21 protein-coding genes and 1 pseudogene are annotated in these 21,642 nt (G+C 43.0%); 4 read left to right on the top strand and 18 right to left on the bottom strand.

Annotated features, from left to right (window positions below):
• Nucleotides 1-11 precede the first annotated feature (11 nt).
• The 8 genes from atpA to ODOSP_RS07445 all read right to left on the bottom strand — a co-directional run bounded on the left by atpA (nucleotide 12) and on the right by ODOSP_RS07445 (nucleotide 6,508).
• Nucleotides 12-1,631: a F0F1 ATP synthase subunit alpha gene (gene atpA, locus ODOSP_RS07410; RefSeq protein ID WP_013611735.1), complete on the bottom strand. Its 1,620-nt coding sequence runs from the start codon at nucleotides 1,629-1,631 to the stop codon at nucleotides 12-14.
• Between the two features lie 27 nt (nucleotides 1,632-1,658).
• Nucleotides 1,659-2,192 carry a F0F1 ATP synthase subunit delta gene (locus ODOSP_RS07415; protein ID WP_013611736.1) on the bottom strand — a complete coding sequence of 178 codons (534 nt, stop codon included), beginning with the start codon at nucleotides 2,190-2,192 and terminating at the stop codon, nucleotides 1,659-1,661.
• Between the two features lie 4 nt (nucleotides 2,193-2,196).
• Nucleotides 2,197-2,700 carry a F0F1 ATP synthase subunit B gene (gene atpF / locus ODOSP_RS07420; protein ID WP_013611737.1) on the bottom strand — a complete coding sequence of 168 codons (504 nt, stop codon included), beginning with the start codon at nucleotides 2,698-2,700 and terminating at the stop codon, nucleotides 2,197-2,199.
• A gap of 6 nt (nucleotides 2,701-2,706) precedes the next feature.
• On the bottom strand, nucleotides 2,707-2,961 hold the full coding sequence (gene atpE / locus ODOSP_RS07425; RefSeq protein WP_013611738.1) for an ATP synthase F0 subunit C: 255 nt from the start codon (nucleotides 2,959-2,961) through the stop codon (nucleotides 2,707-2,709).
• Between the two features lie 47 nt (nucleotides 2,962-3,008).
• Nucleotides 3,009-4,058: a F0F1 ATP synthase subunit A gene (gene atpB / locus ODOSP_RS07430; RefSeq protein ID WP_013611739.1), complete on the bottom strand. Its 1,050-nt coding sequence runs from the start codon at nucleotides 4,056-4,058 to the stop codon at nucleotides 3,009-3,011.
• Nucleotides 4,059-4,094: 36 nt separating this feature from the next.
• Nucleotides 4,095-4,328: a F0F1 ATP synthase subunit epsilon gene (locus ODOSP_RS07435; protein WP_013611740.1), complete on the bottom strand. Its 234-nt coding sequence runs from the start codon at nucleotides 4,326-4,328 to the stop codon at nucleotides 4,095-4,097.
• A gap of 103 nt (nucleotides 4,329-4,431) precedes the next feature.
• Nucleotides 4,432-5,937 carry a F0F1 ATP synthase subunit beta gene (gene atpD, locus ODOSP_RS07440; RefSeq protein ID WP_041557256.1) on the bottom strand — a complete coding sequence of 502 codons (1,506 nt, stop codon included), beginning with the start codon at nucleotides 5,935-5,937 and terminating at the stop codon, nucleotides 4,432-4,434.
• Nucleotides 5,938-6,106: 169 nt separating this feature from the next.
• The gene (locus ODOSP_RS07445; protein ID WP_147347702.1) at nucleotides 6,107-6,508 is read right to left on the bottom strand and encodes a hypothetical protein; all 402 of its coding nucleotides are present in this window, start codon (nucleotides 6,506-6,508) and stop codon (nucleotides 6,107-6,109) included.
• A gap of 205 nt (nucleotides 6,509-6,713) precedes the next feature.
• On the opposite strand from ODOSP_RS07445, the gene ODOSP_RS07450 reads away from it, so the two are divergent.
• Nucleotides 6,714-7,967 carry a DEAD/DEAH box helicase gene (locus ODOSP_RS07450; RefSeq protein WP_013611743.1) on the top strand — a complete coding sequence of 418 codons (1,254 nt, stop codon included), beginning with the start codon at nucleotides 6,714-6,716 and terminating at the stop codon, nucleotides 7,965-7,967.
• Between the two features lie 140 nt (nucleotides 7,968-8,107).
• Here ODOSP_RS07450 and ODOSP_RS07455 read toward each other — a convergent pair whose 3' ends face one another.
• On the bottom strand, nucleotides 8,108-8,572 hold the full coding sequence (locus tag ODOSP_RS07455; RefSeq protein ID WP_013611744.1) for a calycin-like domain-containing protein: 465 nt from the start codon (nucleotides 8,570-8,572) through the stop codon (nucleotides 8,108-8,110).
• A gap of 161 nt (nucleotides 8,573-8,733) precedes the next feature.
• Entirely contained in the window at nucleotides 8,734-10,317 is a 1,584-nt protein-coding gene (locus tag ODOSP_RS07460) for a PCMD domain-containing protein (protein ID WP_083813730.1), read from the bottom strand.
• A gap of 333 nt (nucleotides 10,318-10,650) precedes the next feature.
• Between ODOSP_RS07460 and ODOSP_RS07465 the strand changes: the two genes are divergently transcribed.
• On the top strand, nucleotides 10,651-11,160 hold the full coding sequence (locus tag ODOSP_RS07465; protein ID WP_147379246.1) for a hypothetical protein: 510 nt from the start codon (nucleotides 10,651-10,653) through the stop codon (nucleotides 11,158-11,160).
• A gap of 23 nt (nucleotides 11,161-11,183) precedes the next feature.
• Complete coding sequence (locus ODOSP_RS07470) at nucleotides 11,184-12,722, top strand: PCMD domain-containing protein (RefSeq protein ID WP_013611746.1); 1,539 nt, start codon at nucleotides 11,184-11,186, stop codon at nucleotides 12,720-12,722.
• A gap of 76 nt (nucleotides 12,723-12,798) precedes the next feature.
• On the opposite strand, the gene ODOSP_RS07475 is transcribed toward ODOSP_RS07470, so the two are convergent.
• From ODOSP_RS07475 to ODOSP_RS07505, 7 genes are all read right to left on the bottom strand, one after another.
• Nucleotides 12,799-13,713, bottom strand: a complete 915-nt coding sequence (locus ODOSP_RS07475) for a glutaminase (protein ID WP_013611747.1) — start codon at nucleotides 13,711-13,713, stop codon at nucleotides 12,799-12,801.
• Nucleotides 13,714-13,866: 153 nt separating this feature from the next.
• Nucleotides 13,867-14,259, bottom strand: coding sequence for a hypothetical protein (locus ODOSP_RS18740; protein ID WP_013611748.1), 393 nt, complete (start codon nucleotides 14,257-14,259; stop codon nucleotides 13,867-13,869).
• A gap of 250 nt (nucleotides 14,260-14,509) precedes the next feature.
• Entirely contained in the window at nucleotides 14,510-15,562 is a 1,053-nt protein-coding gene (locus ODOSP_RS07485) for a type II secretion system F family protein (RefSeq protein WP_013611749.1), read from the bottom strand.
• Nucleotides 15,559-15,990, bottom strand: coding sequence for a hypothetical protein (locus tag ODOSP_RS07490; protein WP_013611750.1), 432 nt, complete (start codon nucleotides 15,988-15,990; stop codon nucleotides 15,559-15,561). Before ODOSP_RS07490 ends, ODOSP_RS07485 begins: the two co-directional genes overlap by 4 nt.
• A complete protein-coding gene (locus tag ODOSP_RS07495; RefSeq protein ID WP_013611751.1) occupies nucleotides 15,980-16,339 on the bottom strand; it encodes a hypothetical protein in 360 nt (119 codons plus the stop codon). The genes ODOSP_RS07490 and ODOSP_RS07495 overlap by 11 nt, the downstream gene beginning before the upstream one ends.
• Nucleotides 16,336-17,550: a hypothetical protein gene (locus ODOSP_RS07500; RefSeq protein WP_013611752.1), complete on the bottom strand. Its 1,215-nt coding sequence runs from the start codon at nucleotides 17,548-17,550 to the stop codon at nucleotides 16,336-16,338. Before ODOSP_RS07500 ends, ODOSP_RS07495 begins: the two co-directional genes overlap by 4 nt.
• Nucleotides 17,551-17,869: 319 nt before the next feature.
• Nucleotides 17,870-18,139 carry a DUF4143 domain-containing protein gene (locus ODOSP_RS07505; protein ID WP_041556536.1) on the bottom strand — a complete coding sequence of 90 codons (270 nt, stop codon included), beginning with the start codon at nucleotides 18,137-18,139 and terminating at the stop codon, nucleotides 17,870-17,872.
• A 641-nt stretch (nucleotides 18,140-18,780) separates the two neighbouring features.
• Here ODOSP_RS07505 and ODOSP_RS07510 point away from each other — a divergent pair.
• Nucleotides 18,781-19,911: an AAA family ATPase gene (locus ODOSP_RS07510; RefSeq protein ID WP_013611753.1), complete on the top strand. Its 1,131-nt coding sequence runs from the start codon at nucleotides 18,781-18,783 to the stop codon at nucleotides 19,909-19,911.
• A gap of 485 nt (nucleotides 19,912-20,396) precedes the next feature.
• On the opposite strand, the pseudogene ODOSP_RS07515 reads toward ODOSP_RS07510, so the two are convergent.
• Nucleotides 20,397-21,388, bottom strand: a pseudogene (locus ODOSP_RS07515) (IS481 family transposase).
• Nucleotides 21,389-21,642: the final 254 nt, after the last annotated feature.

Below are 21,642 nucleotides of genomic sequence, written 5' to 3' on the forward strand. Positions count from 1 at the left end.
TCTTCTCTTTTTTACTTATCTACAAATTCTTCGGTTTGTTCGGTTTGTTTCACGGGTGCAGCAAATTTATCGGCTACTTCCTTAGCCACTTCCTCCAACAAAGCAGCGACGACTTCGTCCAGACGTCCCACCTTCAATTCATCCAACACTTCTTTCCGGTAACGTACCCGAAGAATATCGAGAAAATATTTCTCAAAATCGCCGACATGTTTTAAAGGTACCCGTTGTAACAAACCCTGGGTTCCGCAATAAATAATAGCAATCTCTTCTTCTACAGGCATCGGGGCATATTGAGGTTGCACCAATAGACGGGCATTTTTTTGTCCTTTATCGATCACCATCTGAGTGACCGGATCCAAATCTCCTCCGAATTTGGAGAACGACTCGAGTTCCCGGTATTGAGCCTGATCGATTTTTAAGGTTCCGGCAATCTTTTTCATCGCTTTCACCTGAGCATTTCCTCCTACCCGCGATACTGAAACGCCCACATTGATTGCCGGCCGGACTCCTTCGTTAAACAGAGAAGTTTCGAGGAATATCTGGCCATCCGTGATAGAGATGACATTCGTCGGAATATATGCCGACACATCGCCGGCCTGAGTCTCGATAATCGGTAAAGCGGTCAGTGATCCTCCGCCTTTGATCACCGGTTTCAACGGTTCGGGCAGGTCGTTCATCGTCGAAGCCACCTCATCGTTGGATATAATCTTGGCTGCCCGCTCAAGCAAACGGGAGTGCAAATAAAAGATATCCCCCGGATAAGCCTCTCTACCCGAAGGTCTGCGCAAAATCAAAGAGATTTCCCGATAAGCAACAGCCTGCTTCGACAAATCATCGTATACGACCAGCGCATGCCTCCCGCTATCCCGGAAATATTCTCCGATCGTCGCTCCGGCAAAAGGTGCATAATAACGCATGGCAGCCGAATCGGACGCATTGGCAGCCAATACTACCGTGTAGTCCATCGCTCCGTGAGTTTTCAATACGTTGACCAAGGCTGCCACAGAAGAAGCTTTCTGACCGACAGCGACATAAATACAATAAACCGGTTTACCCTGCCGGTAATTTTCACGTTGATTCAATATGGTATCGATAGCGATAGCCGTTTTTCCGGTTTGCCGGTCACCGATAATCAGTTCCCGTTGTCCCCTTCCGATAGGTACCATCGAATCCACCGCTTTAATCCCTGTCTGCAAAGGTTCTTTAACAGGCTGCCGATAAATTACCCCGGGAGCCTTTCTTTCCAAAGGCAGCTCCAACAGATCGCCGGTAATCGGCCCTGCCCCGTCGATGGGTTCTCCCAGTGTATCGATTACCCGTCCCAACAATCCTTCTCCCACATGAATAGAAGCAATATGCCCGGTGCGTTTAGCCGTAAAATTCTCTTTCACACGATCTCCCAAATTCAAAAGCACGACTCCCACCTGATCTTCTTCGAGGTTCATGGCAACTCCCCTTACCCCATTTTCAAATTCGATCAGTTCGCCGGAAGTTACATTATCCAGCCCGAATACATTGGCTACGCCATCTCCCACCTCCAATACGGTTCCAATTTCTTCAAATTCAGCTTTCAAATCAACGTTATCCAGTTGTTGCTGAAGAATATCTGATGTTTCACTTGGTTTTATCATAATCTAATCATTTATACTTATCCTCTCCTATTTCAATTGCTTTGCGATTTTTTTCAACTCTCCGCCTACTGAATAATCGAGCTGCATGGAATTTACCCGGAGTACAAAGCCCCCGATAATAGCCGGATCTACCTTTTCGACAAATTCGATCTGTCTGGAAGTCCGGTCCGTCACCAGTTTTTTTATCCGGTCCAGCGTCTCCTGCTTCAAAGCAACCGCCGTGATAATCTTTATTCGTCCGATCTGGTACACCTTCCGGTATAACTTCTGGTACATCAGACAAATAGAGCGGATATACATCTCGCGGTGATTTTTTATCAGCAAACGGATTCCCCGCAGATACAACGTTCCGGGTTCGATCCCGATAGCGATCGTCAACAATTGTTCTTTATCCCGGGGAGACAATATCGGATTCAGTAATGCCTTATGTAAATCGGGATGGGAAATATAATTTTGTTCGAAGGTCTTCATTTTTTGATATACCTCTTCCGCAGCATTATATTTCTGTGCTACTTTCAGCATAGCCAAAGCGTATCTCCGTGCTATTAAACCTTCATCCATATCATTACAGTTTCTGAGCTGATTCCAGCTCATCCAACATTCGATCCACCAATTCTACCTGAGCAGTATCTTTCGACAAATCTTTTCTCAATACTTTCTCCGCGATCTCGAGTGACAAACGGCTCACCTGTCGCCTCATTTGTTTTTCGGCCTCCCGTTTAGCCTGTTCCATAGAAGCTTTTGCCTCTTCCATCATCTTCCGGACTTCATCGGCAGCTTCTTTTTTTGCGTTCTCGATCATCTCCCGTTTCATCCGTTCGGTTTCCTGTAAAGCAGCCAATTGTTTTCTATGGGCTTCGGCCAGCATCTCTTCCACTTTTGTTTCCACTTCGTCCAGCCGTTGTTTTGCCTCGCGGGTAAATTTCACCCCACTATCGATAAAATCCGCTCTTTGTTCTATACTTCGGATAATCACGGGCCAGGCATATTTAGCCAGGATAGCCAGAATGATCAGAAAGACCACCAGCATCCAGAATACCAACCCGATCTCCGGTTTAAAGAGTCCCATAAACGATTATATAAACAAAGCCAACAAACATACAATGATAGCAAACAAAGCGACACCTTCAATCAAAGCAGCGATCACGATCATATTCGTACGAATATTCCCGGTCTGCTCGGGTTGGCGGGCAATAGCGTCCATGGCATTCGCCCCGATCTTCCCAATACCTATACCTGCACCGATAGCAGCTAACCCTGCGCCGATGGCAGCACCCACTTTTGCCAGACTCATTCCGGCAGCGACCTGTAATAAAATCATACTTAACATAGCTTTTCAATTTTAAAATTATTCTATTTTATATTATTTTACTTTGTTCATTTCTCATGCCGGGCCCCGGTTTCCGCAGGTCTTGCCAAAGAAATAAAAATGGCAGACAACAACATAAATACATAAGCCTGTATGAAGCAAATCAACAAATCGATAAATCCCATAAATACAGCAAACACAACGGCAATCACGGTCGAAGTCCCCATAATCACAGGTCCCATCGCTGCAAAAATGAAAATCAGGGAAATCAGAACCAAAGTAATCAAATGTCCACCGAGCATATTGGCAAACAACCGGATCATCAAGGCAATCGGTTTGGTAAACACACCGAAAATCTCGATGACAGGCATCATCGGAACCGGACATTTCAACCAGGTCGGCACTTCGGGCCAAAAAATATCTTTCCAATATCCCTTACGTCCTGAAAAGTTGACTACGACAAAAGTACACACAGCCAACACTAAAGTGACAGACATATTTCCGGCCAGATTGGCACCTCCCGGAAAAATAACAATCAAGCCCATCAAATTCATCAAGAGAATAAAGAAAAATAAGGTCAGCAAATACGGTCCGAAACGCCGGGCATCTTTCCCTAAAATCGGTACAATCAACTCCTCATACAACATACCGACTCCAAATTCCATCATTCCTTTTACACGCCGCGGCGCTTCATACGGTTTCTTCTTATACCACCGGACCAATGGAAAGACGAGCCAACAAAGCAGTAAAGCACATATAAATAAGGCCAGTACATTTTTAGTGACCGAAAAATCCCAGGGCCGGTAAATATGGCCGGAAGCATTCCGGGCAATCACTTTTCCCTCGTATTCTCCCTCACCGGCAATATAAAAACCTTCATATTCCTGTCCGCCGGCTAATTTCGCAGAACTGAACACATGCCATGCTCCTTCTTCATCCCTGACAATCACGGGTAACGGGATATGCAAATTCCAGACATTCCATCCGTATTCATCTCCCAGATGTTCGAATATCGACTTTTGGGGATTGAATGATTCTGCTGCTGTTTCGTCTGCCTTTACCCATTGACCGGCCAGCAGGAATAGACTCAGTCCTAACAGATACCTGATTAATTTCATATTTTACTTCGTTTCAGAAATTACAAGTGTTACCGGCTAATTAATACAAACGACAATCCGATTATCCAATACTTCGACAACTCCCGAATCGATCGTCAGTTGCTTTTCTCCTCCTCCTGTATCATAAACCACATTTCCATGCGTGAGTGTGGAAATCAGGGGGGCATGTTGTTCCAAGATAGTAAAAGTTCCCAGGGAACCGGGTAAAGTCACCCGTTGTACATTCCCTTTAAACAACACTTTTTCTGCAGATATTATTTCCAGTCTCATAGTTATACAAATTACAAATTTCCAACCTAACAAGTCTCCAGTTCTTCGCTTTCTTCCCGCCTATAACCTGCCCATAACCTTTAGCCTTTTAGCTTTTTACCTTTTACTTTGCCGCCTCTTTCATCATCTTCTTTCCTTTTTCGATCACGTCTTCGATGGTTCCGGCATTCATAAAGGCCTGCTCGGGATATTCGTCCATTTCTCCGCTGAGAATCATTTTAAAACCCCGGATCGTTTCTTCGAGGGGGACCATAACTCCCTGCAATCCGGTAAATTGTTCTGCCACATGAAACGGTTGTGAAAGATAACGCTGAGCACGCCGGGCACGGTTTACCACCAATTTATCACTATCCGAAAGTTCATCCACACCGAGAATTGCAATAATATCCTGCAATTCCTGATAATGCTGCAGCAATTCGATGACCTGCTGGGCCGTATTATAATGTTCCTCCCCGACAATATTCGGATCGAGGATACGGGAAGAAGATTCCAGCGGATCTACTGCAGGATAAATACCCAGCTCGGTAATCTTCCGGCTCAGTACGGTTGTCGCATCCAGGAAATTGAAAGTCGTTGCCGGTGCGGGATCCGTCAAGTCGTCGGCAGGCACATAAATAGCCTGTACCGAAGTGATAGAACCATATTTAGTAGAAGCGATCCGCTCCTGTAACTTTCCCATCTCAGAAGCCAGTGTCGGCTGATATCCAACAGCCGAAGGCATACGTCCCAACAAGGCCGACACTTCCGAACCCGCCTGAGTAAACCGGAAAATATTATCGATAAAAAACAGGATTTCCTTTCCTCCTTCGTTAGAATCCCGGAAAGACTCGGCTACTGTCAGTCCCGACAAGGCCACCCGTAAACGTGCTCCGGGGGGCTCGTTCATCTGTCCGAACACCAGGGTAGCTTGTGACTGACTCACCTGTTCCATATCCACGCTTTTCACGTCCCATTTCCCTTCATTCATCTCTTCCTGAAAACGTTCACCGTATTTCACGACTCCCGATTCGATCATTTCCCTCAGCAAATCGTTTCCTTCACGAGTCCGTTCACCGACTCCGGCAAACACGGAATATCCATTATGCCCTTTGGCAATGTTATTGATCAATTCCATGATCAGCACCGTTTTCCCGACTCCGGCCCCACCGAACAAACCGATTTTTCCTCCTTTGGAATAGGGAGCCAATAAATCGATCACTTTGATACCGGTCAGCAAAAGCTCCTGAGTCGTCGTTAAATCTTCGAATCTCGGCGGTTCCCGATGAATAGACAACGTACCGGTATAATCCAGTTTTCCCAATTTATCGATGGCATCTCCGGTGACATTCAATAACCGTCCCTTGATTTGTTTTCCCACCGGCATCGTCAGTGTACGTCCCAAATCCCAGGCTTTCATGCCCCTGCGCAACCCATCGGTCGTATCCATCGCAACACAACGGACAGTATCTTCTCCGATATGCTGTTCAACCTCGATAATCAATTTTTCGCCATTATCCCGTTCTATCCGTAAGGCTTCATAAATAGGAGGCAAATCCTCTCCGCCATTTTCAAAAATGACATCCACAACAGGTCCGATCACCTGTGTTACATATCCAAACTTCTCTGCCATAATATTGATTTTCATTAATTATTTAACAATTTCCGAATCAGCCTTACCTCCCCTGTTTATCCACTTGCGTGCATATCCCTTTTTGTCACCGATTCTCAGAACGAACTACACATACTTCACCTTCCCCTGATTTGTGTAGAACCAGGTTTTTCCTCTTTTAACGAGAATGCTAAATGATAAGTTTCCCTAAAAAGTACAAAAGAAAACTCTTGTCGTGCCAGACAGATAACATCCTCATCCATTCGGAGGCATACCACATCTGCAAACGCATAGGCACATGAATTTTCTGGACACCGTGCAGAATTTTATAAGATAAAATATTCCAGCTTTGATCACTCCCGGCCGATAAATCGATTTGAGTAGCCGGATTCAAAACCTTCAGATACAGAAAATACGGAATGTAGTTGGTTTTTAAATCTGAAGACGGAACTTCTACCAGGACAGACTCATTCACAATCCCTTCTTCGACAGTATAGTCTGTCAAGCTTTCTTCCCTGTCGATTGCCGACCCCTTTGTCCACAAAAGAAGAAACAATACCCCATATATCAGTAGAAACTTCATCGCTTTCAAAAATAAACTATTTTTTCATCACTAACAACTAATAACAAAAATAATGCCACAAAAAAAACGGAATGTCCCTTCTTAGTTGCCCAACTTCCATTATCTTTGTATTGGAATTAACTTGGACACAGAATGTTAAAACAGTCCCAGAGATTAAACCATTAATTATTTATAAAAATCGTATCTTTGAAGCGAAATTTGAGTGATATAAATTATGAGATTTGACGAAGTAAATTTAGACGAGAACGTACTGCAGGGAATAGAAGCTATGAACTTTCAGGAGATGACTCCAGTGCAAGAACAGACCATTCCGGTCATATTAGAGGGGAAAGATATCATCGGATGCGCTCAGACCGGAACCGGTAAAACGGCAGCTTACACCTTACCTCTACTCAGCCGTTTAGTCGCAGAGGGTAACCCCGACAATCATATCCGCGCAGTCATCATGGTACCTACCCGGGAATTGGCCCAACAGATCGACATGCAATTCGAAGGTTTTTCTTATTTTCTCCCCATTTCGACGACCGTAGTCTACGGCGGAGGAGACGGAGCCGGCTGGGACCAGCAAAAGAAGGGTTTATTAATGGGAGCGGATGTGGTGATCGCCACTCCGGGACGTTTATTATCACACATCGCCAATAGCGGTATCGATCTTTCACAGGTCAGCTACTTCATTCTGGACGAAGCCGACCGGATGCTGGACATGGGTTTTTTCGACGATATCATGCAAATAGTCAAACAGATGCCGACAAAACGTCAAACAATTCTGTTTTCAGCAACTTTACCACCGAAAATCCGGCAGTTAGCCAAACAGATACTGAAAGATCCGGCAGAGATCAATATCGCCATTTCCAAACCGAACGAAGCGATTATCCAATCGGCTTATATCTGTTATGAGACGCAGAAAATGGCTATCATCCAGGAGCTATTCAGTAAACCCAACCGTAAAAAAACCATTATCTTCTCTTCTTCCAAGCAGAAGGTAAAAGATCTGGCCTATTCTTTAAAGCGCATGAAACTCAATGTTGCAGCCATGCATTCCGATCTGGAACAGGAACAACGGGAAGCGGTAATGCTCGACTTTAAAAACGGGAAGACCGACATTTTAGTCGCAACCGATATTGTTGCCCGGGGCATCGATATCGACGACATCGGTCTGGTCATCAACTACGACGTTCCCCACGATCCGGAAGATTATATCCATCGCATCGGCCGTACAGCCCGGGCGAATGCAGATGGTGTAGCCATTACTTTCGTCTGCGAACCGGAACAGGGTAAATTTCATAAAATCGAAGAATTTATAGAAAAAGACATCTATAAAATTCCGTTACCACCGACTGTAGGTCCTGGCCCTGTCTATAACCCACAGGCATTCGAGCGCCGTCCGAGAGGAAAATTCAAAAACAATCGCCCGGGAAGGAAACGTCCTTATACCCGGAAGAAGAATTTCAATAAACCGGAAAATTAAAGAGAAAAGGAACGCTGATTGGCGCAACTTCGGTTCCGAAAACAAAATATAAATGGTGAACTTCAGCTCCGCCAATCAGTATCAGACAAGCCTCCCGATCATTCCGAATTCATGCCCGAACCTGGAGAAAAATTCCTCTGTCAACGGGCTCCGATAAAGGTAACTTTCATTTTAATCGGATCGGTCCCGGGAGTCAAAGGTGCGGACACATCGATCAGCAAATTGGCTTTTTTATCTTTTACCGTCCCGCTCACTGTTATATCGGCCTGAAGAACGCCATTCATAATCGGCACCTGAGATGCGCTACCGTTCACTTCTCCTTTATCGTTCACAGCAACATTTTTTATCTCCAGATCCCCCACAGGGACCGTGCCGAATTTAAAATCTTTCAGCTCGAGATTTATCCTATCTTTTCCTGCATCGACAATGGTAATCTTTTGTCCGGTCAGTGGTTCACCGATCGGAGTCCCTGCCTCATCCGTCACCGTAATCGTTCCCGTATAGGTTCCTGCCACCGCTTCTTTCTTATCATCGTCGTCATCACTACAAGCTGTCATCCCTAAAAAGAATACAGCCATCATCAAAAAACAGAGTTTCTTTTTCATCGTCTTCTATTTAATTATTAAAAAAATATATACGCCGAAAAAAATAAAATGTTTTAAATCATCGAGCTAATTCCTACAACGTGAAATTTTTGCAAAGCTAATAACTAAAATAGCCGATTCTACCAACAGAACCGGCTAAGTTATATACAAAGAGAAGGGGGTTACCTTGTAATTTTCAAATCGTCGATCATCAAAATACTACCCGGAGCTCCTCTATATCGATCGCCTTCTTTACTTGATGTACAAATCAAAGCCAGTTTATACTGATTAGCTGCGTCGTATTCTTTGTCATTCATTTTTTCAAACGGTATTTCAAAATAAGTCCAATCCTCCTTTGCCGTTTTATCAGTAACTTCAGCTTTTAAAACAATATACTCAGAGGTATTGATATCAGTACCAGTCAAAGTTACCTCTTTACCATCTTTTCCTTTTGCTTCATACAATAAAGCATAAATTGCAAATTCATCAGTCTGTCCTTCCACTACATTTCCATCTTTATCATAGAATTTTGCACCCGGAGTATATTTATACCATCCTGAAAATTTAACCGGTTCTCCTACATAAGGAATACCGAATTGAGTTCCTTTCAAAGGATCTCCCATAGCGCTAGCTAAATCAAAACTTCCAAGGAATAAACTCCCTGCTGTGATATTCGGACACATACCTAAAACATAATCTATAAAGACAGCATCTGAAGAAGATAAAGTTTCTTTATATCTGAGCAGGTCTGCTTTTGAAGGTGTCAAATCTATCGTCTCCAATACAGCAGCTTTACCTGTTTTTCCTTCTTCTGACGATCTAACACACCAGCTGGGAATCACTATATCCTGAAAACCATCAACACTTTTCAAACCCTCTAATATAGAGTATACGATACCACTTCCTTCGTTCGTCGAAGCAAAAGAACCCTCCGGTTTCTCAAATCCATAGGTATTGTCTTTCTTCCATACTTCAAAATCCATATATTTTACCTTTCCAGCCTCACTAACCGTATATTTGTTTACCACAATTCCGTCTTCAGAGGTAACTGTATAAATAACAGGAGAAGAGAAATCCTGTTCAACATCCGCAGCAGGTGTTATTGTAGCTCCTTCAGAAATTGTGATTGTAGGTTTGAACTTATAATTCACTGTATTCTCCAGAGCATAAAACTCAATCGTTTTGTCAGCAATAATAACATCTGAAATACTATCACTATTGAAGATAAATTCTTTAATTAAAGCCTCTGAACTTTTATCAGCAGCCAGGCGATCCCCGGTAAAATCAACCGTTACATTCAAACCGACAAAATTTACCCCCTGTCCTTCAGAAGTAACCTTTACTTCTATAACAATATTACATTTCCCGGCAGCACTCACCGTACCATTCACAGCGATATCACATCCACCTACAATCAATGTCAACTTTCCGGTTCCTTCTATTTTGAAGTCGTCATGAACCTTATCAACTTCAACATTGGTAATTTCAAGCGTACCGATAGGTATATTATTAAATGTAAAATCCTTCAATTGTAAAGTTACCAGATTTTCCCCTGTTTTGGTAATATAAATTTTTTGTTTAATATCATCAGCTCCCAATTGAACACCTCCGAATGGCGCATCGACATCCATTGTACCAAGGTAGACCCCATTCAAATCCGTATCTGTAATGTGATAAACATCATCGTCTTTACATGATGTAAAAACCTGCGTAAGTAACGCTACAAACAAAAATAAAATCAGTTTTTTCATAATTAATTTTTTCATTTTTTAACATTCAGAAACCAACGACCAATAAATACGGACGTTTAAATTTGTAAAAAATGAACTGAAAGAAAAAAGTAATTGGGTACACGGATACGAAAGCTAGTGATAAAATCAGATAATCTGTAATTCTATATCTGAAATTGATATGATTTGAATATCATTTACTTATGCATGCAATTTATTAATTTTATTATTTAACACACATATTTTATTAATTTTGCACGATTTTTGCTATTAACTATACTCATGTAAAAAAAGGGAAAAATAAACGACGATTTAAACGTCCGTTTATCTTCTTCCCTAATTATCAGAAAATAACATTAATAAAAACAGATGATGAAAAAGAATTTAGTATTTCTCTTAATGGCGTTTTTAACGCTGAATTTTGTAGCTTGTAGCGACGATGACGACAACGACCCCGTCACAATCGAAGGGCGAGGATTCAACATCGATCAGACTTTCAATGTAACAAACAAAGACAATACAGCAGAAGTTATAGTAAATATTGCAACAGAGAAAGGAATCGAAAATCTGATCGTTAAAATAGAATCGCCGGTATTGACAGAAGATGTTCTAAATGCAGTAAACCTACCGAAAGAATTCGATTTGGCCAATCCGGCTTCCGAGGAACTAGCCCAAACCTTGATCGGATTTGGTTTGCTATCGAAAGATAAAAAAATAAAAGGCAGTACTGAAACTACTTTCGATGTCTCTCAGTTCATGCCGTTATTAGGAGGATTCGAAAATCCGGGACCTCATAAATTCATATTAACTGTTAAAGACAGCGCCGGGAACAACTTATCGAAGACTTTAACCGTTTATTTTCCTAATCTGAAGAAATAAACACAAACAGTAAATTAAATTGTATGAAAAAATTATTTTTATTCACCCTGATTTGTTCGTTGGGGTTTTTCACAGCTTGCAGTGACGACGATGATAACGACACTCCGACCCCGACTCCTCCAGAGGTCAATCTGGCTAAAGAAATCGAAGGGCTATACAATGCTGACTTATTTTTAACTTATGAATCTGCCCAAGATACCTCCGATCAAACCATTAACTTTTTCCCACAAGGTAAAGATTATGTCAAATTAAAAACCAGTAATATCAATTACAAGATTGGCAAAAATACGATCGGTTCTATTGAAATCGATTCTATTCCTGTAGCCAATAGTTTCAGCAAAGCAGCAGATCATAATATCTACTTTAAAATTACCAATAAAAAGGTTATTTTAAGTAAGTTAGGAGAAATGACCGCCAATGGAAACGGAAGTATCGGAGGAGGAGCCATCCAGTTCCAGTTGAAACTCCAAAATACCGATCTGACCGTCGACCTGAATTTCAAAGGCCGGCAAACGATGAACGATCAGCCGGAAATCCTGAAGATGATCTTCGATAACGATATGGTCTTGTCCCAGCCGGAAATCAAATACGAAAATTATAAATATGAAATCGTATTTTACGTCAAACCGGATGCCGACCTTTCAAAACTACAATTGACTCCTATTATCGAACTCTCTAAAGGCGCTATCGTGAAACCTGTTTCGGGAGAAGTAGTCGATTTTTCGAAAGCCATCGATCAAGGAGACGATACGGAATTTGTCTATTTCAATGTCGTATCGGAAAATTATCAGAAAACCCGTCAATATCGGGCAAGATTTAAAATAGGTCAATCCGTTCCCAAAGCAACGTTTGAAAATTGGGTTTCCGAAGGCAATGATTTTTATAAACCGGAAGGCCAATGGGCCACTTCAAATAAAGGGATATCTTTAATCAAGATATTCCCCGGATTATACGATGGCGGAGCGATTGTTGCCCCGGTAACAGAAGGCCAAAGCGGGAAAGCAGCCAAGATCTCGACTGCCTATACAACAGGTAAAGAAAGTATACTTGGTTTTCCCCCTATTCCGGTAATTACTTCCGGTTCTTTATTCTTAGGTGACTTTGAGGTCGATACCAAAAATACGTTGAATAGTACCCAATTCGGTATTCCTTATTTTCAGAAACCGATCAGGGTTAAAGGATATTATAAATACAAACCCGGAGAAAAGTACTATTATTGTAAAGACCCGAAAAATAATTCCAACAAAGCCGAATTAGACCCGGAAAAAACCGACCAAGGCGCTTTGAGTGCTGTTTTATACGAAGTAGATAATTACACAGAATTCCTCAATGGTGAAACCATTTTCAATTCAGATAAAATAGTCGCTATTGCTCAGCTGATCACCGGCCAGCAAGATAGTTTCAAGGAATTTGATTTAACCCTGGACTACAAACAGCAGTATAATCCTGCCAAAAAATATCGTTTTGCGGTTATTTTCTCCTCGAGTAAAGATGGAGACAAGTTCTGCGGAGCAGGAGGAAGCGAGTTGATCGTCGACGAAGTTGAAATTATCAACGAATAATTTAATGATATTATCCCCAAAAGTTTATTGTAAAACTTTTGGGGATTCGTATTTCTTTCAGTCAAGCCCCCCGGTATTAAAAAATAGAATTATTAATATCCGTCGTAAACCGCTCCAAAGTTTCCATACCGATAAGTGAATTTCCATGCCGGTTCAATTCGGGACTCCACACCGTAATGGCTAAATTACCCGGAATATAGGCAGCCACTCCTCCCCCGACTCCACTTTTCCCAGGTAGTCCTGCCCGAAAAGCAAAATCTCCCGATTCGTCGTAGAAACCACAAGTCAACATTAAGGCCCCCAGACGTTTGGATTGACTGACCGTCAGAATTTTTTCCTGATTAAAAGGATTCACTCCATGGTTTGCTAAAAATAAAAAAGCTCTGGTCAGCTCCTTGCAATTCATAGCAATGGCGCATTGATGACAATATACATCCACCACATCTTCCACATCATTTTCCATATTGCCGAAGCTTTTCATCAGATAGCCCAAAGCCATGTTCCGGTCCGCATGTTCACGTTCCGAGCGGGCAATGTGTTTATCATAGTAGATATCGTCATTGCCACATATACCTCTGACAAATTGGAGAATAGCATCTTTAGGCTGTTCATAAAGACTCATCAGACGATCGGTGACCACCAGAGCCCCGGCATTGATAAAAGGATTACGCGGAATACCATGTTCATATTCCAACTGTACAAGCGAATTAAAAGGGTTCCCCGAAGGCTCACGTCCGACGAACTTCCAGATACGATCACCCAAATGACGGGTTACCATGGCTAATGCGAATACTTTAGAGATACTCTGAATAGAAAAACGAATATCCGCATCTCCTACCTGAAAAGAATGTCCGTCCAATGTCTCGATAGCTATTCCATATCGTTTCGGCTCTACTTCCGCTAAAGCCGGTATATAATCCGCCACCTTTCCTTTTCCCCAATAGGCTTTCAATTCCTGGTGTATTTTTTCAATGACAATCCCGTAATCCATAAGTATTTTTTTTAGGCGCACAAAGATACACCAAAAACATTTAAAACGTTTTCATAAGTAAAAAAATGATTCTTCATATAAAAAATTGTCCTGAAAGTTTCTACCTCGAACTTTCAGGACAATTCTTTGCTTATCGAGCCTATTCGGATAGGACTAAACCAAGGTAGTACTTTCTTTTTGAGGAGCTTCTTCTTTCAGAAATTCACCGGCCTCATTGAAATAAACGGTCAATGTGGAATCTCCTTTTTCTATAATCAGTTTATAACTGTTATCAGAACCTTTTGCTGCCTCTTTGGTCGTATAACCTTCGTATTTTGCCGTTACTGCAGCAGCCACTTTTTCAGGTACTTCAGCTACCTCTATCTTCGTATAAGTCACTTTTTCCTGAGCCAATAGCATCGGAGCTTCTTCTTTCACCACGGTATCCTTTTTCACCACAGTATCCTGTACATTTACAGGAGCGATCACCAGACTTTCAGCAGATGCCGGAATAGCAAATACACATACAACCAATGCTACAAATGCGCTTTTTACTAAATTTTTCATAACATTCAAATTTAATTGTTAATAATTATGTTGTCGAACTCTTATTTCTAACCGCGTTCGTAAAACAATATGAAAAACTTATGCCGAAAATTTCGCAGCAAAAGGGAGTGTAAAACAAATAGCTATTAATCAATTACTTAAAAATCACAAAACAGAATAGTTATATTCTATTTACATTTATTATATGGAAAATTCCCCTATCCGTTCAACAGATTTGGGTAAAATCTCCACACCCAGGAATTTAACCGGATTATCCGATTGTACCCCCTAATTTAAACATAGGTAAATACATAGCAATCAACACCAAGGCGACCAATCCACCTACACCCAAAATCAACACAGGTTCCAGAAAACCACCTAACTGTTTTAGCCGGTATTCGAGTTCCTGGGTAAGCCTATCTCCCTGACGTCCCAACATCTCCCCCAAATGATTCGTTTCTTCGCCCACCCGGAGCAGAGCACAAAGTTTACGGTCGTATATGTGCGGAAACCGAGCCAAGCCGGCAGCAAACAAGCCGCCCCGGCGGAGTACCTCCCCAATCACACCGAAAGACTGACGGTAAGGATAAAAGGTAATGATGTCCCGCAATAATTCCAAAGCATGTAACAAAGGTACACCGGAACCGTAAAGCAACCGGAGCAATTTACAAAACCGGGCTTGCTGATTCTGCCGGACCACCGAACCGATAAACGGCAACTTCAGTATTACGACAGCCAGAAAAGCCTGTACAGCACCGCATTTACGCCAGCGGTAACAACAACAACCGGCAACTGCGGCTATTCCTCCCATTCCCAACAACAGGTTTGGCAGGTAGCGTGAAAAAATGATAATCCGGCGCGTCAGCCAGGGCAGTTCACTTCCCATACGGGCATATACCTGCTCGAACATCGGCACAATAACAGTGACCATAAACACCAAAACCACCAAGGCGGTCACCAAGATGATGACCGGATAACTTACCGCCCCCGAAATCATCCGGCGCTGTTCGATCCGTTTGCGGTAATAATCCGCTAGGAAAGCCAACGCTTCGGCAATACGCCCCGTCTCTTCCCCGATACGCAACACACCACAATCCAATGCACCGAATTGCCTGCTTCGGGCAAAACTTCCGTTCAGTGTGTCCCCGTCAACCACCGAAGCGTAAATTTCTTTCAACAGCAAACGGATTTTCTCCTCTTTTTCTTCCTCGATCAATAAGCGGAAAGAATGACTGAAATCCAACCCGGCTGTCAACAGGACATGCAATCCGGAAAACAACATTTCTTTCTTCGATTCTTTCAAAGGTTTAATATTCCTGTTCATGGCCATACGGTTTTATGAATATTCCAACGATACCGGATTTTTCCCTGGGGGAGGCAGAGTTGTAAAATCAGGGTATCTCCCCGCAGCATCATCTTTTCCACGCAGCACAACAAGGTATCTTTTCTATTCCGGTAATCACAGCATAACAGGCTATCGGATACCTGCAAAACAGCCAAGGAAGTATCCCGACAATAAAGCTGCAAACCGGCATCTTGTACGGCAATGCTATCGGTACGACTTATCAGTTCATCCAGCCGATGGCAGGCAGACAACTCCCCTTCCGTACGCACCCAGCGTTCTGTAAGATAACCGGTAAAGCGACCGACGAGATCGGTTGCCTCTGACAAAGCTAAAAAAATAAGGCCGGACAAAATCATAACAACCAACAGTTCCGGTAATGTCCATGCCGGCATAGATTCAGTATCCATCTGCTTTCCGGATTAAATGGTAACGTTCGATACAACTCCCCCCTTGCACCGGCCAAGCCGTCAGTACTAGTTGCTGTATACGGGCATCGTACAGGGTAAGCGAGGCTTCTACCCGGATCTCCCCATAAATGAAAGTATAATTCCCCTCGGTATGAGCACCGTCATCCAGTTCGTACAATCCCTCCTGCAAAGCAGCCGACAAAGCCACAACGGATTCCTGTTCCCTCACTTTGCCTGCCAGCCGGGCAAGGATCTCTACCGACAACAAGAAGACCGTCATCAGGATCACAGAGGCTACGACACATTCAGGCAAGGAAGAGGCCTTCCAGACAATTTTTTCCGTTCTCATTTTACCTCCCTCCTTTCTACCGGTCCTTTTATCAGAAACGGATACACCGTGCCAGGAGAACGGCAGACCGATACGTTGTAAAACAAATCAGCATAATATCCTTCGGAAGCAAAATGACAAAGTTCTCCGGCATACAGACTTCCCTCGACAACTCCCCGCACATCGGCAATTCCGTCGACATACACCAATCCCCTCACTACGGCAGAAGACGGTTGATGGTAATGCGCGTATGGAGATTGCGGCTGTTCCGTATTCCCCCTCACCACAACATACCCGTCCACCCGACAATTTTCCCCCAACCGAACCGAACGCCAGCGAGTGCCACCGTTCACCCACAATCCCGATCCGGCCTGCAAAACAACCCGTTCTTCAAGCCCAATGGCATCCCGGGCAAAAACTTGCACCGCCCCCTTAAAACCGGTTCCGATGCGTACTTTCCCCGCAACAATGATGACTCCCCTTAACCGGCAATCGCCCCGGATATACAGCGAATCAGCGGCACACAACACATAAGGACCTGTCAATCCCATTGCTTTAATCTCCTGTCCGATCCGACGATATTCTACCGGACCGGCAAAGGTGGCCTGTCCGAAGTTTTCCGCCTCAGGCCATTCCTCAATAGCATATCGGAACAACTCCCCGACATAAGCGGTGATTTCAGGAGCCGGCGACGGAAGCATCTCCCCGCTCCGGCAGATGTCGGAAGGTGCAACAGGCGTACCGTCGAAGAATTCCGATCTTACCTGTGTATAAGCAACCCCTTGCCCGCCGATATACAACTTCCCTTCTATCCGGCTTTTACCCGCTATCGAAAGCGTACGTCCCCGTTCCGGAAGATACAGGGCAGCCCGGCTGTAGCCTTCATCCACTTTTCCCATCAGACAGCATTTTTTCTCATCACCGGCCGTCAACAGCAACATTTCATACAATCCCCAGCGTTTCCGGTAAAACCCGACTTCCGAAGTCGCCAGTCCGGGAAAAAGCATCAGGGAAGTATCCTGTCTGAAACCGATACAGAACGAAGTGTCCTGACAATATTTTACAACAGCAGATGACAAATGTGCCCTTTGTTGTTCCCGGAAAAAATAACGGGCTGCGAGCAAATGCTCACTATCCCATAGAAAGAGTACCCCAAGCATCCCGATGAACATCAGTGTGGAAACGACCAATACGCTCGACATTACCGAAGCCTGTATCCTAAAGACTTTCATGTCTTTTACTTTTATTTTAGATTTTCAATTTACAATCACTCCCGCCTCAGCATAAAACAAACAAGTTTGTCTTCTGCTCCCGGCTCAATCGTTTATTTCATACAAGTTTAGGAGTAATTACCGGAACAACTATAGGCATTCCATTATCTTTTCATTGCTTTTTATTGTCGTTCTGTTAAATTTAGTAAATAAAGGATTCTCTGCGCATATATTTTGCCTCCACATCAGAAATCGGCTTAATAGGGCAAAAATCGGCTCTGCATGAGCCGATAGAAGTTTTTGACATGACTCAAGACATCGAAATCCTCCAGTTCCTTCACTATAATCCGGAGGCATCAAGAGCCGAAATCGGAGAAACATTGACTAATGCACCAAGTCCGGCTACTCTTAAACGACCGATTGCCGAGGGAAAGTCAACCTCTCCTTTCTGCTTATTGCCGTAGTAGAACAATTTTTCGTAATGTGCTTTCAGTTCCTGGGCAACAGCACTTTCATAAACAGAGCCGAGGTTAATACCGGCAATGTCGTTCAGTATTGGCTGGATATTGTAATGATACAACTGGGAACTCAGCATACCTACATCATTCATATATAGGGTAAGAAAACTAAAGTAAACCGTTTCGTGCAAACATCTGAAAAGAAATTTGGGCGCGGTTAAGTGGACAAAACTGCGTCATAAACTGGGATGTCATTGTTCGGACGGTAGCGTTGAAAGACCAATGAAAGACAAGCGAGATATAATCTTGTTCTTGTTAGATCAGACGACACAATAAAAGGCAAATTCTTTCTTCTCCCTCTTGTCGGATACCTACTCGACACGAACAGGTATAGGCTAAATTCCCCGATACGCGCAAAACACCTTGCCTATCCGTTTGCCGCTTTATAATCACCTCAATAGCGGACCATCTCATCGCCGCTGCTTGCAGATTGTATGGCAACCCTCCCAACGACGTAAGGCGATTGGGGTATTAGGCTCCCCTGAAAGGTATTTCGTGGCACACGGGCAAGCCCGAATTAAAAGGGCTGTGGCAAACATCGGGCACCTACCAGTGGCCTCACCATCGAGGATATTCCGGTAAAATGCCACCGTAATGCTAAAATTAACCATTACAAAACAATTCCAATGCCATCAACAGGAGAAGTGTATTAGTTGTAATAATTTTATTAGTAACAAGATTGTTAGTAATAAGATTATTTTATATCTTTGCACTTGGATAAGATTTGAAGATTATGGAGAACAAGCCTTTTATATTCGGTGTTGCCACATCGGGCGATAATTTTACCGACCGGGAAAAAGAAACGGAGCGTCTGTTACTGAATTTTCGGCATGGTGTCAATACCGTACTGATTTCACCTCGTCGTTGGGGCAAGACTTCGTTGGTGCAGAAAGTGTGTCGTTTGGCGCAATCCGACAAGTTGAAAGTCGTATATCTCGATATTTTCTCGTGCCGCAGTGATAAGGATTTCTATGATGCATTTGCGGCTGCTGTACTCAAACAAACATCTTCCAAGTTGGATGAGTGGTTGGAAAATGCCAAGTTGTTCCTTTCTCGTATCAGTCCCAAAATCTCAATGGGCACAGATCCGATAACGGATTTCTCCATTTCACTTGAAATGAATCCCAAGAGCAATGATGTGGATGAGATCTTGCAACTTCCGGAAAAAATAGCACAGAAGAAAGGCTGTAATATTGTTGTGTGTATCGACGAGTTTCAGCAGATTGCCGAGTTCAAGGATTCCAAGACATTCCAAAAACGCTTGCGCACTGTGTGGCAACTGCAAAAATCGGTATCATATTGTCTGTTCGGCAGCAAAAAGCATTTGATGAATGAACTGTTCGAGAAAAAGAGCCTGCCGTTCTATAAATTCGGCGATGCCATTTATCTGCCTAAAATCGGGACTTCGGATTGGGTAGATTATATATGCGGTCGTTTTGAAGCTACAGGCAAGCAGATTTCAATAGAACTGGCCGAAAAAATATGCCAAATAGTAGATAACCACTCGTCTTACGTGCAACAGTTAGCGTGGTTGGTATGGATACACACGGACGGAGTTGCTACGGAGCAGGATTTCGAGGCGGCATATCAGGATATAATCGACCAGAATACCCCATTGTTCGAGAAGCAGACCGAAAGCCTTACTACTTATCAGATGAATTTCCTGCGAGCTATTTTAGATGGGGTTCACAATGAATTTACCACACAGGAGGTTTTACAAAAATACAAACTCGGCTCGTCTGCAAATGTAAGTATCATAAAGAGGGCGTTAGTTAAAAAGGAACTTATAGAGATAGAGAAACGACAAGTTGTCATTCCTGATCCGGTGATGAAAGTGTGGTTAAAAAAGGAATTGGGAGTGTAATACGCGCCAGAGACAGGATGTCGGTAACTCGTACACGATAGCCGATATTTGAACGTGTTCGGGGAGCAAGTATAGGTTTTGTAACCTACAAAACCGCCGACGATGCCGGAAGAGGTAGATAAGGACAAGAAATTATAAACCTTGCACAGTTGGCACTCTCTTGCACAAAAAATCACTCGGCAGCAAGGTATTGCCGAAACTTTTGATTATTTTTGCGTTGGATTGGAGGCAACTCCTGTCCAAGACATATTAGAAAAGAAAGAAGCGTTATGCTTATCTTGTACTTGAAAACGTAGGAAGTCTTAGATAGCAACAAGTCAATCTGTTTATATTCAGCTGTGCTATAACAATAGATTCGCTACATTAGCTTACTGGATTTTTACGCTTGTTTGGATGGGTGGTCCCGCCCCTTGGCACTGGCCGTTCCCCGACCGATGAGTTTAAAAGCGTAAAATAATCTGCGATATATTTTGACTCTCCATGATTTATCGAATAACAGTTTTCTTATTTCGATGTTTAATGAATTTAGGATACTTGTAATTACGTGGAAGAATTTCTTCGTTTGACTCCCAGAATTTTTCACTCACATCGGGCTGGATCGGAACAAGGTGCTTGACAGACTTGAGTTTTTGCATCGGAGTCTTGCCGTTCAGTGAGGAATGTGGTCGTTTCTTATTGTAGAACTCCTGCCATTCCATAGCCATCACATTCAAATCAAGTGTCTTGTCCGACAAATCTATAAGATTCCAAAACTCTGTCTTATCGGTCTGCTGAGACCTTTCAACTTTGCCATTCAGATGCGGAGTCCTTGGTTTGATTGGTCTGAATTTGATAAAATGGTCATGCAGTTCATATTGGAAGTCATAATTGAAAAATTCTGTTCCCCAATCAGTTTGTATCCGCTGAACGGGAAAAGGAAAAGTGTTCAGTATCTCTCCTAAAAAATGAATTGTACTTTCCGCTTTTTTATCGGGATATACACGAATGGTTCTCAAACGGGTACAATCATCTATGGCCGTGAACCGGTATGCTCCGTTTCGTACTTTCATTACATCCAGCTGAACCCTTTCCCCGGGAATTTCTTTACTATATCGGATATAGTCTGACTTTTTACGCCGTTTCACAACAGCTTTGACCTGATGCTTTTTTACATACGCCACACCGTCATGGCTGAGAACTTTATTTTCTTCCTAAGCAGATTGTTGGCAATCCGTTGTGCTCCCCATATTCTCGTCTCACGCAGATTAAGGATAATGGTTTCAATTTCAGGTGTTATCTTCATATTGGCAAGTCTTGATGGACGTTTAGACTTGTCGGACAATTCCGACTTGCCTTCTTCTTTCCCGCGATTTATCCAACGGTATAACGTGGAACGGGCAATCCCGCACAGAAGGGCAGTTTTTGTCACAGAACCCGTTTCGGCGTATAGCTCAAGCCATTTTTGGCGCATCCGTATTTTCCGTATAGCTTCTTTCAGGCTACGAAGATACAGATTTTGGATTTGCCTACGAAAAGAAAAAGTGTAGCGTATCTATTGATACTTTACACATTAAACCCATTTCAAAAGCCTCTTTTTTGTACGCCCGTGTCCCTCTAAATGTCCCCCTAAACGTCCCTCTAAGCACTATTTTAACAAATCTTTACCTAAAATCCACCATCCTGGAAAGCCAAATAATTCATGATTTCCTATCTCTGCATATACCCCTCAAAATATAAAAAAGCCCCTTTTCA

It is taken from the genome of Odoribacter splanchnicus DSM 20712 (assembly GCF_000190535.1).
GTDB lineage: Bacteria > Bacteroidota > Bacteroidia > Bacteroidales > Marinifilaceae > Odoribacter > Odoribacter splanchnicus.